11 protein-coding genes and 2 pseudogenes are annotated in these 13,982 nt (G+C 71.7%); 4 read left to right on the forward strand and 9 right to left on the reverse strand.

The genetic code is table 11. The features are described from left to right. Positions 1-358 precede the first annotated feature (358 nt). On the reverse strand, positions 359-1,249 hold the full coding sequence (locus tag ACH4XV_RS47085; protein ID WP_395800561.1) for a universal stress protein: 891 nt from the start codon (positions 1,247-1,249) through the stop codon (positions 359-361). Positions 1,250-1,678: 429 nt separating this feature from the next. Beyond that, positions 1,679-1,868 (reverse strand): annotated as a pseudogene (locus ACH4XV_RS47090) (histidine kinase); the annotation flags it as partial. A 427-nt stretch (positions 1,869-2,295) separates the two neighbouring features. On the opposite strand from ACH4XV_RS47090, the gene ACH4XV_RS47095 reads away from it, so the two are divergent. Beyond that, positions 2,296-2,958, forward strand: a complete 663-nt coding sequence (locus ACH4XV_RS47095) for a response regulator (RefSeq protein ID WP_380010716.1) — start codon at positions 2,296-2,298, stop codon at positions 2,956-2,958. 851 nt (positions 2,959-3,809) lie between these two features. Further along, the gene (locus ACH4XV_RS47100) at positions 3,810-4,922 is read left to right on the forward strand and encodes an acetate/propionate family kinase (RefSeq protein ID WP_395800563.1); all 1,113 of its coding nucleotides are present in this window, start codon (positions 3,810-3,812) and stop codon (positions 4,920-4,922) included. 267 nt (positions 4,923-5,189) lie between these two features. On the opposite strand, the gene ACH4XV_RS47105 is transcribed toward ACH4XV_RS47100, so the two are convergent. The 3 genes and pseudogenes from ACH4XV_RS47105 to ACH4XV_RS47115 form a co-directional block, all read right to left on the reverse strand. Next, positions 5,190-5,366 carry a hypothetical protein gene (locus ACH4XV_RS47105; RefSeq protein WP_395800565.1) on the reverse strand — a complete coding sequence of 59 codons (177 nt, stop codon included), beginning with the start codon at positions 5,364-5,366 and terminating at the stop codon, positions 5,190-5,192. 33 nt (positions 5,367-5,399) lie between these two features. After that, a pseudogene (locus tag ACH4XV_RS47110) lies at positions 5,400-5,630 on the reverse strand (cyclic nucleotide-binding domain-containing protein); the annotation flags it as partial. Between the two features lie 39 nt (positions 5,631-5,669). After that, a complete protein-coding gene (locus ACH4XV_RS47115) occupies positions 5,670-5,975 on the reverse strand; it encodes a BON domain-containing protein (protein WP_395800567.1) in 306 nt (101 codons plus the stop codon). A gap of 75 nt (positions 5,976-6,050) precedes the next feature. Here ACH4XV_RS47115 and ACH4XV_RS47120 point away from each other — a divergent pair, with 75 nt between their 5' ends. Next, positions 6,051-6,437: an STAS domain-containing protein gene (locus tag ACH4XV_RS47120; protein WP_395800569.1), complete on the forward strand. Its 387-nt coding sequence runs from the start codon at positions 6,051-6,053 to the stop codon at positions 6,435-6,437. A 325-nt stretch (positions 6,438-6,762) separates the two neighbouring features. Here the strand turns inward: ACH4XV_RS47120 and ACH4XV_RS47125 are convergent, their stop codons facing one another. The 4 genes from ACH4XV_RS47125 to ACH4XV_RS47140 all read right to left on the reverse strand — a co-directional run bounded on the left by ACH4XV_RS47125 (position 6,763) and on the right by ACH4XV_RS47140 (position 13,309). After that, a complete protein-coding gene (locus tag ACH4XV_RS47125; RefSeq protein ID WP_395800571.1) occupies positions 6,763-7,011 on the reverse strand; it encodes a hypothetical protein in 249 nt (82 codons plus the stop codon). 323 nt (positions 7,012-7,334) lie between these two features. Further along, positions 7,335-9,698 carry a phosphoketolase gene (locus ACH4XV_RS47130; protein ID WP_395800573.1) on the reverse strand — a complete coding sequence of 788 codons (2,364 nt, stop codon included), beginning with the start codon at positions 9,696-9,698 and terminating at the stop codon, positions 7,335-7,337. A 234-nt stretch (positions 9,699-9,932) separates the two neighbouring features. Further along, positions 9,933-12,494, reverse strand: coding sequence for a cation-translocating P-type ATPase (locus ACH4XV_RS47135; RefSeq protein WP_395800575.1), 2,562 nt, complete (start codon positions 12,492-12,494; stop codon positions 9,933-9,935). 272 nt (positions 12,495-12,766) lie between these two features. Beyond that, positions 12,767-13,309 (reverse strand): DUF4303 domain-containing protein, encoded by a 543-nt coding sequence (locus ACH4XV_RS47140; RefSeq protein WP_395800577.1) that lies wholly within the window; start codon positions 13,307-13,309, stop codon positions 12,767-12,769. 187 nt (positions 13,310-13,496) lie between these two features. On the opposite strand from ACH4XV_RS47140, the gene ACH4XV_RS47145 reads away from it, so the two are divergent. Then, the gene (locus tag ACH4XV_RS47145; protein WP_395800579.1) at positions 13,497-13,952 is read left to right on the forward strand and encodes a hypothetical protein; all 456 of its coding nucleotides are present in this window, start codon (positions 13,497-13,499) and stop codon (positions 13,950-13,952) included. The last annotated feature ends 30 nt before the right edge of the window (positions 13,953-13,982 follow it).

Here is a 13,982-nt window from a genome sequence, read left to right on the forward strand (position 1 = left end):
CGGTGGTCGTGTGCGGTTGCCATGTCGGGTTCCCTCCCTGGTGGCGCCGGGCCCGGTGCCCGACGCTCGGCCGCCGACGTGCGCTGCCGGGCCGTGATGCCAATCTCCCGCGACCACGGCGTCCGCCCCAGGGTCGAGAGACCCGAACCAGTGGGTCCAACAGCCGGTTGCCGCCGGGACGTTGCCGATGGGGCGGACGGGCCGACACGGCAAAGGGCGGTCGTCCCCGAAGGATCGGGGACGACCGCCTCGGGTGGCAGTCCTCTTCGTACACTTTCCTCGCTCGCGTGACGAACTGTGCTCCCATGACGAACCGTCCGACCGCATCGGGGACTTCGGCCGGGCCCGGCCCGTTGCCTCAGCCGACCGGCACGATCAGGACGGGGGCGTGTGCGTGGTGCAGAACCGTGTGACCGACCCGTCCCAGACGCGTGCCGAAACGGGCGTTGCGACGGTGCGCGGCGAGGACCACCAGGTCCGCCTCGCGCGATGCCTCCACCAGCGCCTGACTCGCGCCCTCGCGTATGACACGCACCTGCGATTCGATCTCGGGGTGCTTGGCCCGCGAGGCGGCGAGTGCGGCATCCACGGCGCTCCGCCGCGCGGCACTTTCCGCGGCCAGGGATTCGATGGCCGCTGCGGGCAGCCCGAGAGGGGTCGGGACGATCGGCGGGATAGCGTTCAGCGCACACACCCGCAGGTGGCGCAACTCGGCCTCCTCGTAAGCGGCTTCCACCGCGGGACCGCAATCCGAGCCCGCGACACCCACCACCACCAGGCCCTCACCGGGACCGTCCGGCCGGGACGGGGCCTCGCGCCGGTCGCGCACCACCAGCAGCGGGCACGGGGTGTACGCGGCCACCGAAAGGCTGACCGAGCCCAGGAGCAGACCGGCCGTCCGGCCGTGTCCGCGGCTGCCGAGCACCACGAGGGAGGCGTGTTCGGCGGAGGCGAGCAGGACCTCGTGCGCGGGGCCGCGACGGACCCGGGCGATGGTCCAGATCTGCGGGTGCAGGGCCCGTGCGTGGGCGACGGCCGCCTTCGTCGCCTCCTCGGCCTCCCGGCGCATCTGCATCACGTAGGCGTCGAGTTGCCCGTCGCCGGGCAGGGTCCAGGCGCTGACGATCTCCAACGGCAGATGCCGGTTCGCCGCTTCCAGGGCGGCCTGTGTGACGGCGGAGAGCGCGGCGGGCGATCCGTCCACGCCGACGACCACGTGTCCGGTGGGAGGGGGCGGAATGGCAGACATGGACTCGTCCCTTCTCGAAGGGGCAACCGCGCGAGAGGCGTTGCCTTTTCGAGTCCATGTCAACGCATACCGCCCGCGCGACACAGGGGCCGATCGGCCCGGCGACCGGGGCCGAGTGACCTGAAGGCGAACGCGGTCAACTCAGCGGTACGCGCCATTCGAGCTGTGCGCCGCCGTCGGGCGCGGGGCCGAATGTGCAGGTTCCGCCGAGGGTTTCGGCGCGTTCGCGCATGTTGGCCGGGCCGCTGTTGCGGGTGGTGTTGGCGAGTGCTTCGCGCAGGACGGCGACGAGGTGGACGGTGACGGGTTCGGGGACGGTGGTGTCGAGGAGGCCGTCGACGCGCAGGGTGGGGGCGAAGCCGAGGGTTTGGGTGGCGGTGTCGACCTCGCGGAGGCAGCGGGAGCGTACGGCGAGGGGTCCGGAGGCGGCTCGTCACCGATCACACTGAGAGCACCGTACTCGGCATCGACCAGCGACACCGCCGATTCGACGATGCGGCGGAGGACGGTCTCCAGATCGAGATCACTGCCCACTGACAGCACGCCCTCCAGCAGCCCGTTCACCCGATCCCGAGCCGAACGCACCATCCACATGCGCCTGCAACTCATCCAGACGCATCCGCGGCAAAGCCGGCCGCTGCTCCGACGCCACAACCCCTCCAGAGGATCGAAGACCGTCGAAGCGGCTCTCGCGTCCATCGTGTCAAACCACGTCGCACGCGTCTTCTGTTCGCCGCACGGAAGATCCGCGATTTCGGTCGACGACATCCCGAACAAAGCCGACCGGCCTTGAAGAAGACCTCGTGACAGGGCCGGGAGGCCCCGTGCGCACCGGCGGGGGCGGCGCAGGGTGGGGGTGTACCTCTCGTCGAGGAGGAATCCGTGGACACGGCGGAGCGGACCGCCGACCACGTCCGGCCCGACCTCACGGTCACCGTGTCGACCGTTCTCCTGGGGCTGCACCGCCCGATACGGTGACGGTGTGACAGGCACGGGCGTCCACGACGTCCGACAATGGAGTTACGTGCGATCTGGGGAGGAGGGCCGTGTCGACATCGCCCATCCGTGTGTTCCTGCTGGACGACCACGAGGTGGTTCGCAGGGGGCTGGCCGACCTGCTCGGTGGTGAACCCGACATCGAGATCGTAGGCGAGTCGGGTTCGGCAGCCGAAGCGGCCCGGCGCATTCCGGCGTTGCGGCCGGACGTCGCCATTCTCGACGGGCGCCTGCCGGACGGCAGCGGCATCGACGTGTGCCGCGAGGTGCGTTCGCGCTTCCCCGAGATCAACGCGTTGATCCTGACCTCGTACGACGACGAGGACGCGCTGTTCGCGGCGATCATGGCCGGCGCGGCGGGATACGTGCTCAAGCAGATCCGCGGCCGGGACCTGATCGCCGCCGTGCGTGCGGTCGCCGCCGGACAGTCGCTGCTCGACCCGGCGGTGACCACGCGCGTCCTGGAACGTGTGCGTCAGGGACCGGCCGCGGAGCCGGGGCCGACCGGGCTCAGCGAGCGCGAACAACAGGTCCTGGAGCACATCGCCCAGGGGCAGACCAACCGCGAGATCGCCGAAAGCCTCGGCCTGGCGGAGAAGACGGTCAAGAACTACGTCTCGGCGGTCCTGAACAAACTCGGCCTCGAACGCCGCGTCCAGGCCGCCGTGTACATGACCGAGTTGCACCAGGGCAACGAGCGCCACCGAACCTGAGCCGGGCGGTCGCGACGGAGTCGTGAACCTCGCGCCCGACCGCCAAACCCCCCGCGCACCGGGTGGTGGCGCGTGCGGTGTCCCGCGCGTTTGCCGGAGTGGCCGCGCCCGTCGGCGTGCACGTCGATCTGACGGCGCGCGAGAGCGTCGTGCTCGCCGACATCACCGTCGGTGGCTCTCCGACGGCCACCGCGTTCCGTCGTGTACGCGGTGCCGTTCGGATGGCCCTCGCCCCCTTCACACCGGCTTGGCCGTACGTCCCGGTGACGCTGTACCACCGCGCGCCGAGATCCCGGCGCGGGTGAGCCGGTCGAACATCCCGCAAGTCCCTTCGGGCACGGAGATTTTCCGGGCGCACGGGTCCAACGGCCCTGCCGGACCCGCTCCCGAGGCGAAACCGTCGGTGGAGGCAACACCCCCACCTACGGAGGCGCGGACATGGACGACGAAACGGCGGGTACACACCGCCCCGACCAACCTTCTCACCGTGCGGCAACTCGCGCGCCGCACCGACCTGTCGGTGGACTGGCTCGAGCACTGGAACCCGCGCCCGCGTCCCCTCGCGCGTCCGAGACCCGGGACCGATCTGGTCGGGCGGGTGGCCTTCGAGGTGGACGACCCGATCCGGCCGAGACGGCCCGGCCGGCGAAGGCGGAGTCCCGTACCTGGTCCGAAGGCGTCGCGGAGGTCTGGACCCGGGTCCGTCCGAGCGACGTCACCGGCGGCAGGCTGCGTCCCCACATGGGTGACGACTGAACCCGTGCGAGCCTCGGTATCCGAGGCCGCGCCGCGGATGCGATCCCGACGTCCGCTTATCGAATCCGCATCGATCACGAGGGAGTACCAACATCATGAGCACGGAACGAGTCCTTGTCGTCAACGCGGGGTCGTCGACGGTGAAGCTGTCGGTGCTCGACGCGCGCGACGCCGTCGTGTGCGCGTCGACCGTCGAGTGCCCCGATGTGATTCCGGACGGGGCGGTTTCCGGATTCCTGCGCGATGCCGGGACCGTCGACGCGGTCGGACACCGCGTGGTGCACGGTGGGGCGGAGTTCACCGGTGCGACCCGGCTCGATCCGTCGGTGTTCGCGCGGATCGCCGGCCTGGCGCCGTTGGCGCCGCTGCATCAGGGGCGGGCGCTCGCGGGGATCGACGCGGTTCGTCGGGCGCTGCCGGACGTGCCGGCGGTGGCCTGCTTCGACACCGCGTTCCACCGCACGCTGCCGGCGGAGGCGAGTACGTACGCCCTGCCGGAGGGCTGGCGCACGAAGTGGGGGCTGCGCCGGTACGGCTTCCACGGCCTGTCCCACGCTTACGCCGCCCGGCGGGCCTGCGAACTGGCGGGCGTGGATCCGGCGTCGGCGCGGGTGGTGAGCTGCCACCTGGGTGCGGGGGCCTCACTGGCCGCCGTACGCGGCGGCGAATCGGTCGACACGACCATGGGATTCACCCCGGCCGAAGGGTTGGTCATGGCGACCCGGGCGGGCGACGTCGACCCGGGCCTGATCCTGTGGCTCCAGCGCCAGGGCGTCACCGTGGAAGACCTCGAACAGGCGCTGGAACACGGCGGAGGCATGGCGGCGCTGGCCGGACACGGCGGGGACATGCGGGCCATCCGCGCCGCGGCCGAGGCCGGCGATCGGCGCGCCACGATCGCCCGCCGGATCTACGCCTACCGGCTCCGGACGAAGATCGCCGCCATGGCAGCCGCGATGGGCGGCCTGGACGTACTCGCCTTCACCGGCGGAGTCGGCGAACACGACGACGCCATCCGGGCCGACGCCGTTCGCGAACTCGCCTTCCTGGGCGTGCGCCTCGACCCGCAGGTCAACGCCGAGGCGCGCGGCGACGCCGACGTGGGCGCCGCCGGCGGCCCGGTCCGCACGCTCGTCGTCACCGCCCGCGAGGACGTCGAGATCGCCCACCAGACACGTTCACTCGTCGCCTCCGAAAAGGACACGTGACCTCACCCGGCGAACCGGCTCGACCCCCGGCGCCGGGTCGTTCGGCTGGGCCGGCCGGGCCGTCCGCCACTGCCCGGCGCGGTGAGAGGCGGCCAGTGTGTGAGGTGTCGAGATCGAGTCGATCGAGAGGCCACCATGACGACCGCCACCACATCATCCGCGCCGAGCGTGGTCTCGGCGGCCTGGCGTCCTTCGTCGCCGGACCACAGCGGAGCGGCGTTCGGCGGCTCGATCGGTTGCGAGATCGATTCCGGAGCCTGCGCGGTCTCAGCCTTCGGCGGGGGCGTCGTTCGTCGAGTGGTGGGGTCCGTACAGGTTCAGCAGTCGCAGTCGGCTCGCCTGGAGGCGGCCGGCGATCACCTGCGCGCATGCGGGGGTGATCGCTCGGCCGAAGGCCGGGTCGCGCTCGCGTTCGGTCCGGATCGCGCCCGCGTCGGACTCCACGGCCCGGACGGTGCCGACGGCTCGGCCGCCGAGGTGCCACCAGTGGGGCGGGAACAGCCGGCTCCAGCCGAGGAGTTCACCCGGTCCCAGGGTCTCGACGGTTGCCGCGGGCCCGCCGGGGACGTGGATGTCCAGGCAGGCGGAGCCGCCCTCGACGAGCCGGAAGGCGCGGGCCGGTCGGTTCTCCTCGAACAGGCGGGTGCCCGGCTCGAAGGTGACCGGTCGGCCGAACGCCAGGAGTCTGTCGAGGTGTTCCCCGGGGATGCGGTCATGCGGCCCAGGACGTGGAACACGGTGTCCTCCTCAACGGCCGGGCGAGCGGCGGGCGAAGTGCGCCGGTCCGGGCCTGATGCGGCTGTCGTCGAAGTCGAAGGTCAGGGTGTGGGTCACGCTCTCGACGCCGTCGACGGCACGGCACAGGCGCACCACGATGTCGATGAGGCTATGGTTGTCGACCGCCCCGGACAGGCACACCACCGCGTCGCGCACGTCCACCACGATCGTGCCGGGTTCCAGCCACAGCGCGCTGCGCAGGACGTCGTGCGCGGGCCCTGAGGGCTCCCGGACGGGACCTTCGGCGCCGTCCGGGAGCCGTCCGCCTCTGGGCACCCGGCCGGCACTTCCACTGAACTGGTCGCGCAGCCGCCCCGGCGGACACCGACAGCCCAGGAAGCGAGACGCACAGTGATCACCATCGCGACGCACCCGACCGGACACCGTGGTGCGGCGTCTTCCGGCACTCACCTCACCGTGGAAGTACGCGGCGAACTGGACCTGGACAGCGCGGCGAGCATCGAACCGGCCCTGGTCGCCCTCGCCCGAACCGGCCCCGCCGAACTCCGGTTGGATCTGGGCGCGCTCATTTTCTGCGACACCTCCGGTATCAACCTGTTCCTGAGATTGCGGCAGCACTGCGCCCGCGCCCGTACCACCCTCGTCCTGACCGGACTTCGCGGCCAACCGGCCCGTGTCATCCGCCTGCTGGGACTCGACCGCACGATCGCCTGCCGCTTCGCCGTCCCGGCGGTCCGACCCGCCCGGCCGGCGCGGGCGGGGGCCACCCGGCCCTGATGGTCCCGGGACCACCGGCCCTGTCCCGAAGTTACCGCACGCCCCGAGACTGATCATCGCGTCGACCCGACCGGGCGAACGTGTCCGTCATCCTCGGTGGTTCGCGTGGACGCCGTCACCACCTGCGGCACCGACGCGCACATCCTCCAAGGCGGCGTGCCCGACCGCGATACCGCGCGTCACCGGACGCCGGCTGCGCCCGGGGCCGGTGGGATGGTGAACCGTGTCGCCCGGAATCGGACCTCGGGGGCGCCGTGAACGACCGACCGCCCGAGCCTGGACGTCAGGCTCGGGCGGTCGGACGCGTGCCGGGTGATGTGCGGGATCAGGCGTCCGGTGTGGGGACGAAGACCACCGGGGTGGCGCCGTGGCGCAGGCAGTACAACCCCGTGGGGCCGGGGATCGTGGGGCACTCGATGCCGCTGGTGCCCAGTACGAGCAACCGGGCGTCCCGGGCGCGGGCGACCAGGACCTCGCCGGCGCTGCCGTGCAGCGGGGTGGCCACGATGCGCTCCGGCGGGATCGGCACCCGTACGAGGTCCGCCAGCGCGCGCTCCAGCCGCTCGCGGGCCACCGACAGCGGGGCGTCCGGGCGGTCCAGGCGGCCGTTCGGGGTCGGCGTCGGTCCATGCCGCGACCACGTCCAGGACGATGCCGAGCTCGGCCGGTGGTGCTGGTGGTCTCGGTTGCGAGCAAGTGGCGAATGTCCGGGTGCGGGCAGGCGGGGAAGGTACCGGTTCCGACCGGCCGGGTTTCCGCCGTGCCGAGGGCCGGCCCACCACGCCCCCACCGAGCCACGGCGCGATCGTCGTCGACGGGCGGTCCCAGGGCCCGCGAAGTGTCCGGTTGTGCGACCCGGTTCGGGTGGGGCGGTCACTTCGCGGGCCCGGTTCGGTGCTACGGCTTGCGGATGTCCGTCGGCCAGGTCCAGTCGCGTACCTCCGGCATGTCCTCGCCGTGTTCGAGGATCCAGGCGTGGTGTCGGGTGCGGGCGTCGACCATGGTTTGGCGTACCGTCGCGGCGCGGGTGCCCAGGCCGGGGATGCGGTCGATGACGTCGATGACGCGTTGGTAGCGGTCCATGTCGTTGAGGACGACCATGTCGAACGGGGTTGTCGTGGTGCCGTATTCCTTGTAGCCGCGTACGTGCAGGTGGGCGTGGTTGTGCCGGCGGTAGGCGAGGCGGTGGATGAGCCACGGGTAGCCGTGGTAGGCGAAGATGACCGGCACGTCGGTGCCGAACAGGGCGTCGTATTCGCGGTCGGGCATGCCGTGTGGGTGTTCGGTTTCGGGGACCAGTCGCATGAGGTCGACCACGTTGACCACGCGCACGCGCAGGTCCGGCAGCAGGTGGCGGATCAGGTCGACGGCGGCGAGGGTTTCCAGGGTGGGTACGTCGCCGGCGCAGGCCAGGACGACATCGGGGTCGCCGTTGTCGTTGGAGGCCCATTCCCAGATTCCGGCGCCGCGCGTGCAGTGCAGGACGGCCTCGTCCATGGTGAGCCAGTCGGGGGTGGGGGTCTTGCCGGCGACGATGACGTTGACCAGGCCGCGGCTGCGCAGGGCGTGGTCGCCCACCGACAGGAGGGTGTTGGTGTCCGGGGGGAGGTAGACGCGGACGACCTCGGGGCGTTTGTTGATGACGTTGTCGACGAAGCCGGGGTCCTGGTGGGAGAAGCCGTTCTGGTCTTGGCGCCAGACGTGGGAGGTGAGCAGGTAGTTGAGGGAGGCGATGGGTGGGCGCCAGTCGATCTCGCGGCAGGCGTGCAGCCATTTGGCGTGTTGGTTGAACATCGAGGACACGATGTGGGTGAATGCCTCGTAGCAGGAGAACACGCCGTGTCGGCCGGTGAGGAGGTAGCCCTCCAGCATGCCCTGGCAGGTGTGTTCGGACAGGATCTCCACCACGCGCCCGTCCGGGGCCAGGTGGGTGTCGAGGTCGGTGATCGGTTCCTGCCAGGCCTTGGCGGTGGCTTGGTAGACCGCGCCGAGGCGGTTGGACTCGGTCTCGTCCGGGCCGAACAGGCGGAAGTCGCGGCGGGTTGCCGTGCGGGCGAAGACCTCGCGCAGGAACTCGCCCAGTGCGCGGGTGGGTTCGGAGGAGGACGCGCCGGGTTCGGAGACCTTGACCGCGAAGTCGTGCAGGTCCGGCAGCGGCAACTCGCGCAGCAGGGTGCCGCCGTTGGCTTCGGGTACCGCGCCGAGTCGGGTGTCGCCGGCGGGGACGTTGGCGAGCACGATCGGGGTGGGGTGCCCGTCGGTGTCGAAGAGTTCGTCGGGGCGGTAGGACCGCATCCACGCGTCGAGCAGGGCCAGGTGTTCCGGGTTCTCGCGCACGCCGGCCAGGGGGACCTGGTGCGAGCGCCAGGTGCCCTCGACGGGGGTGTCGTCGACGGTGTGCGGGCCGGTCCAGCCCTTGGGGGTGCGCAGTACGAGCATGGGCCATCGGGGGCGGGTGTGGGCGGTCGCCTTCAGGTGCGTGATCTCGTCGAGGGCTTCCTCGAGTGCGGCTGCGAACTCGGCGTGGACGCGGGCGGGTTCGTCGCCCTCGACGTGGATGGGGCGCCAGCCGTACCCGGTGAGAAGTGCGTCGAGTTCGGCGCGGGGCATGCGGGCGAGCAGGGTCGGGTTGGCGATCTTCCAGCCGTTGAGGTGCAGGATCGGCAGGACCGCGCCGTCGGTGCGGGGGCTGAGGAACTTGTTCCCGTGCCAGGACGCGGCCAGTGGCCCGGTCTCGGCCTCGCCGTCGCCGATCACGCATGCGACGACCAGGTCGGGGTTGTCGAAGGCGGCGCCGAACGCGTGCGAGAGGCTGTATCCGAGTTCGCCGCCCTCGTGGATCGAGCCGGGCACGCCGGGGGCGATGTGGCTGGGTACGCCGCCGGGCTGGGAGAACTGCCGGAACAGGGTGGCCATGCCGGTCGCGTCCCGGGGGACGTTCGGGTGGCGCTCGCTGTAGGTGCCGTCCAGCCAGGAGGCGGCGAGCGCGGAGGGGCCGCCGTGTCCGGGGCCGGTCACGTGGATGGCGTGGGTGCCGCGTTCGCGGATCACCCGGTTCAGGTGCGCGTAGATCAGGTTCAGACCGGGCGAGGTGCCCCAGTGTCCGAGCAGCCGGGGCTTGATGTGCCCGGGCCGCAACGGCTCGGCGAGCAGCGGATTCTCGCGCAGATAGATCTGCCCCACCGCGAGATAGTTCGCCGCCCGCCACCACGCGTCGACCATCGTCAGATCCGGTGCCTCGGAAGTCGTCGCCATCGTCATCGCTCGTCCTCTCGTTTGTCGCCGTGGTTCCGCTCTGCCCACACGCTCGCGCTTCATCCCATGTCGCGTGAAGGGCCGAACGGCCCTACGGGCAGGGGCCACACGGGTCGATGCCGTGGGCCGGGAGGTGCCACCACCGCAGTCGTGCGTTGAGCAAATCCGGGACACCACGCCGGCGGGCGGCGTGGCCGGTGGGGCGTCGTCGTGGCCGTGGGCCGTACCCGCGACCCGGTGCTATCCGCGAGCCCGCGTCCCGCGCGCCGCGATCCATCGGTCGGCGCGGGCGGCGAGGAAGCCGACTGCGGCGCCCGCGAGCGGGATCAGGAGGTCTGTGGCCGGGAGGGCGTGCGTGCCCAGCAGGTCCCGCAGCATGGGCACGTACACCCCGGCCAGGCCCAGAGCGGCGGAGGCGAGGACCGTGATCGGCAGGAACGGGTTTGCGCGGGTGAGCAGCCGGGTTCGCAGGCCCGTGACGACACCGAGTTGCGCGCCGAGCAGGGTCAGGAAGAGCAGGCTCTGCCAGGCTCGCCCGGTCTGGTCGCCCCAGGCCCCGGCGGCAAGGCTGATGGCGGTGACGCACAGGCCCAGGCGCAGGATCCGTTGCCACAGGCCGTCGCCGAGAATGCTCTGCTCGGGCGGGCGGGGTGCGCGCCGCATCGTGCCGGGACCGGCGGGTTCGGCGCCGAGGGCGACGCCGGTCAGCCCGTGGGTGAGCAGGTTGATCCACAGGATCTGGGCGGCGAGCAGCGGCAGGGGCAGTCCCAGGAGTGGTCCGAGCATCATCACGGCGATCTCGGCGGCGCCCCCGGACAGGCCGTAGACGAGGAAGCGGCGGATGTTGTCGTAGACGCGCCTGCCCTCCTCCACCGCGACGACGACGGTCCCGATCTCGTCGTCGGCCAGGACCAGATCCGCCGCCTGACGGGCCACCTCGGTGCCGCGTCCGCCCATGGCGACCCCGATGTCGGCCCGGCGCAGGGCGGGCCCGTCGTTGACACCGTCTCCGGTCATCGCCGTGACGTCGCCCCGGGCCTGCCAGGCCTGGATGATCGTCAGCTTCTGCTCAGGACTCGTTCGGGCGAACACTCGAGCGGTGGTCGGGTCACGTTCGGGGTCGTTGTCCAGGTCGGCGCCGGTCAGGACGGTGGTGTCGCCGTCGCGCAGGATGCCCAGCCGAGTGGCGACGGCTCGTGCGGTGGACGGATGATCGCCGGTGATCATCACGGGCGTGACACCGGCGTCGTGGCATGCGGCGACGGTGGCGCGGGCGGCCTCCCGGGGCGGGTCGCTGATGGCGATCAGACCGAGCAGGGACATGCCCTGCTCCGTGTCCTCCGCGCGGTCGGGCAGGGCGTCCGGGCGGCCGGTCGCGACGGCCAGGACCCGGTATCCGTCGGCCGCCAGGAGATCGGCCTCGCAGCGCGCCGCGTGCAGGTGGTCGGGGTCGGCGGTGACGAAGCGCGGACTCAGCACGACCTCCGGGGCGCCCTTGAGGACGGCTCGCAAACGGCCGTCGTGGTCGCGGTGCACGGTGGTCATACGTTTGCGGTCGCTGTCGAAGGGAGCCTCCGCCACCCGGGGGTACTCCTCGCGCAGCACGGCGCAGTCGATCCCGACCTTGCCGGCGGCGGCGAGCAGGGCGGCCTCGGTCGGATCCCCGAGCGCCGACCACTCGGGGTCGGTTCCCGGGGGTACGAGAGTGGCGTCGTTGCACAGCGACGCCGCGGTGAGCAACTCGCGGATGTCCGGCGCGAAACCGTCGTCGAGTGGTCGCCCGTCGACGAGCACCCGGCCGTCGGGCGCGTAGCCCCTACCGGTGAGTTCGGCCGTCGTCCGGGCGGTCCACACTCGTTCGGCGACCATGCGGCCCTCGGTCAGCGTGCCGGTCTTGTCCGTGGCGAGGACCGTGACGGACCCGAGCGTCTCGACGGCGGGCAGGTTGCGCACGATGGCGTGCCGTGTCGCCATCCGCCGGGCGCCCAGGGCCAGTCCCAGAGTGACCACCGCGGGCAACGATTCGGGGACCGCGGCGACCGCCAGGCTGATCGCGGTGACCGCCATCGACTCGGTCGGCTCTCCCCGGATCAGGCCCAGGACGAAGACGAGCAGGCACAGGCCGACGACCACGGCGGCGAGTACCCGTCCGAGGTGGGCGAGTCTGCGCTGCAACGGGGTCGGGCCGGGGCGCTCCTGCATCAGGGCGGAGATTCGCCCCAGGGCACCGTGTGCGCCGGTTGCCGTGACCTCGGCCAGCGCCCGCCCGCGCATGATCACCGTGCCGGCCCGGAGCAGGTTGTCGGCGGTGGTCGCACCGGCCGGATCGAGTGCGGACTTGTCCACCGGCACCGATTCACCGGTCAGGGCGGCCTCGTCGACGAGCAGGCCCGACGCCTCGTACAGGACGGCGTCGGCGGGCACGATGTCGCCTTCGTCCAGCCGGACGATGTCGCCGGGGACCAGATCCGCGGCGGCCACCTCGCCTTCGGTCCCCTCGCGCACCACGCGCACGGTCGGCACCGACAGGTCCGACAGGGCCGTGACGGCCCGGTCGGCGCGGATCTCCTGAACGACGCCGACCAGGGTGTTGACCGCGACGACGAAGACGATGACGGCCGTGTCGGCCGGATCCCCGGTCAGCGCGGTCAGGACGGCGGCGGCCAGGAGCACCAGGATCAGCGGATCGCGCAATTGGGCCGTCACGCGCGTCCACACCGGAGTCCGTCGCGCCTGTCGCACGACGTTGGGGCCGTGTTCGGCGAGCCGCTCGCGCACTTGCTCGCGGGTCAGTCCGCGCACGAGCGCGGGGTGCCTCGCCGACGAGGTCGGGGCCGGGGGCGTGTGGGGCACGGTCGTTCACCGATCTGTGGGATTGTCCTGCGGCAAACGGCCGGCAAGGCCGTCTTTCTTCGCAGGCTCACCTGCCCGACTCTGCTCCCGGCCACCGGCTACGGGCAGGGCCATTCGACCCGGTGGGCGCGACGAAGGACCCCACGTCGCACGGCCGTCGTACCACCTCCGACGACTTCGCGGGCCGTCGTTTCGCTCCGGCAGGAGAAGGGCCGGGAGCTTCAGAGCGGTGATGCGGGCGAGTTCTCGGCCACGTATGCGGCGGCGGCCGCCGGAGGGTTCAGGGCGGAGGCGCGGGCGGCGTTTTCGCCCTCGTCGCCGGGGACCTCGACGACGGCGACGAGGGACAGGCGTTGTTCACCGTGGCCGAAGAGTCCTTCCGCGTCGAGGCGGGCCATGGCCGCGACCATCGCGCGCAGCCGCAGTTCGAACTCGGCCTCCGCCTCGTCGTCGGGGAGTTCGAAGACCTGCGGTCGGGCGTCGAACAGGCTTCGGATCGGGGCGAGGTGGCGCTCCCCGTAGGTGCAGAAGGGCGAGTCCGCGTAGGACCACCGCAACATGTCGGCCTCGGTCGCGGATCCGCCCGACGCGGCGGCCAGGGCCTGGGTCGACCAGGCCGACAGCGACGGCCCGAAGGCCTCGCCCGGCGTGACCAACGCGCAGTAGTAGAAGTCGTGTTCCGGGTATTCCCGGAACAGGTCCGAGACGGCGGCACCGGCGGCCCGGTACACGGCTTCGGTGAGGTCCGCCTCGGTCGGTATCACGTCGACTCCCTTGTGCGTGTGCGTGTGCGTGTGTGCATGCGTGCGGCGTCCCGCCCGACACCGCCGCAAGGGGTCAACTCTCGCAGACGGACAAAGTACGGAACCACCTGGTTGGTCAGATCGGTTGGCGGGGCGGATTTCGGCTCGGCGGTTGGGCGCGAAGGGTCGCCGAAGGTGGGGGATGAGAATGGGGTACGGGATCCGCCTGCGGCTTCCCTGGGGCGGCTGGTGCGTCCGCGATACCGCTCCGGCGCAGACACTGCTGCGGGATCCGGAGTACCACGCCGGTGGATCGGTCTTCTTCGGTGAACTGCTGCCCGCACGCGAGGCGCAGGCGGAACTGGGCCGCGCGGTACGGGGTTTGCTGCGAGCCGGCGTACCGCTCACCGACCGCGCCTGCCTGGCCGTCACCGCCTTCGGGGGCGTCCGGGCCTTCCCTCTCGTCTACGGCCGGACGCCGCCCGTAGCGCGTGGCCCCGCCGGCCGGACCCGGCGATCGAGGTCCGATCCGCGTCGGCCGGCACGACGGCGGTATGTCGACGCGTGGATGTGGAACAACCGTGGTGGGGACGGATACACCCCACGTTTGACGCGCTCGGCCGACCCCCTGGATAGCGTCGTCCTGCCATTGCACAACCAATGACAGACGGGAGACAACACCATGAAACGACGC

It is taken from the genome of Embleya sp. NPDC020630, from assembly GCF_044334985.1.
GTDB lineage: Bacteria > Actinomycetota > Actinomycetes > Streptomycetales > Streptomycetaceae > Embleya.

What these genes read in the sequence shown, in the direction of transcription:
- ACH4XV_RS47145 (WP_395800579.1), top strand. Translation starts at nt 13,497, where the DNA reads ATGGGGTACGGGATCCGCCTGCGGCTTCCCTGGGGCGGCTGGTGCGTC.
- ACH4XV_RS47085 (WP_395800561.1), bottom strand. Translation starts at nt 1,249, where the DNA reads ATGTCTGCCATTCCGCCCCCTCCCACCGGACACGTGGTCGTCGGCGTG.
- ACH4XV_RS47130 (WP_395800573.1), bottom strand. Translation starts at nt 9,698, where the DNA reads ATGACGATGGCGACGACTTCCGAGGCACCGGATCTGACGATGGTCGAC.
- ACH4XV_RS47100 (WP_395800563.1), top strand. Translation starts at nt 3,810, where the DNA reads ATGAGCACGGAACGAGTCCTTGTCGTCAACGCGGGGTCGTCGACGGTG.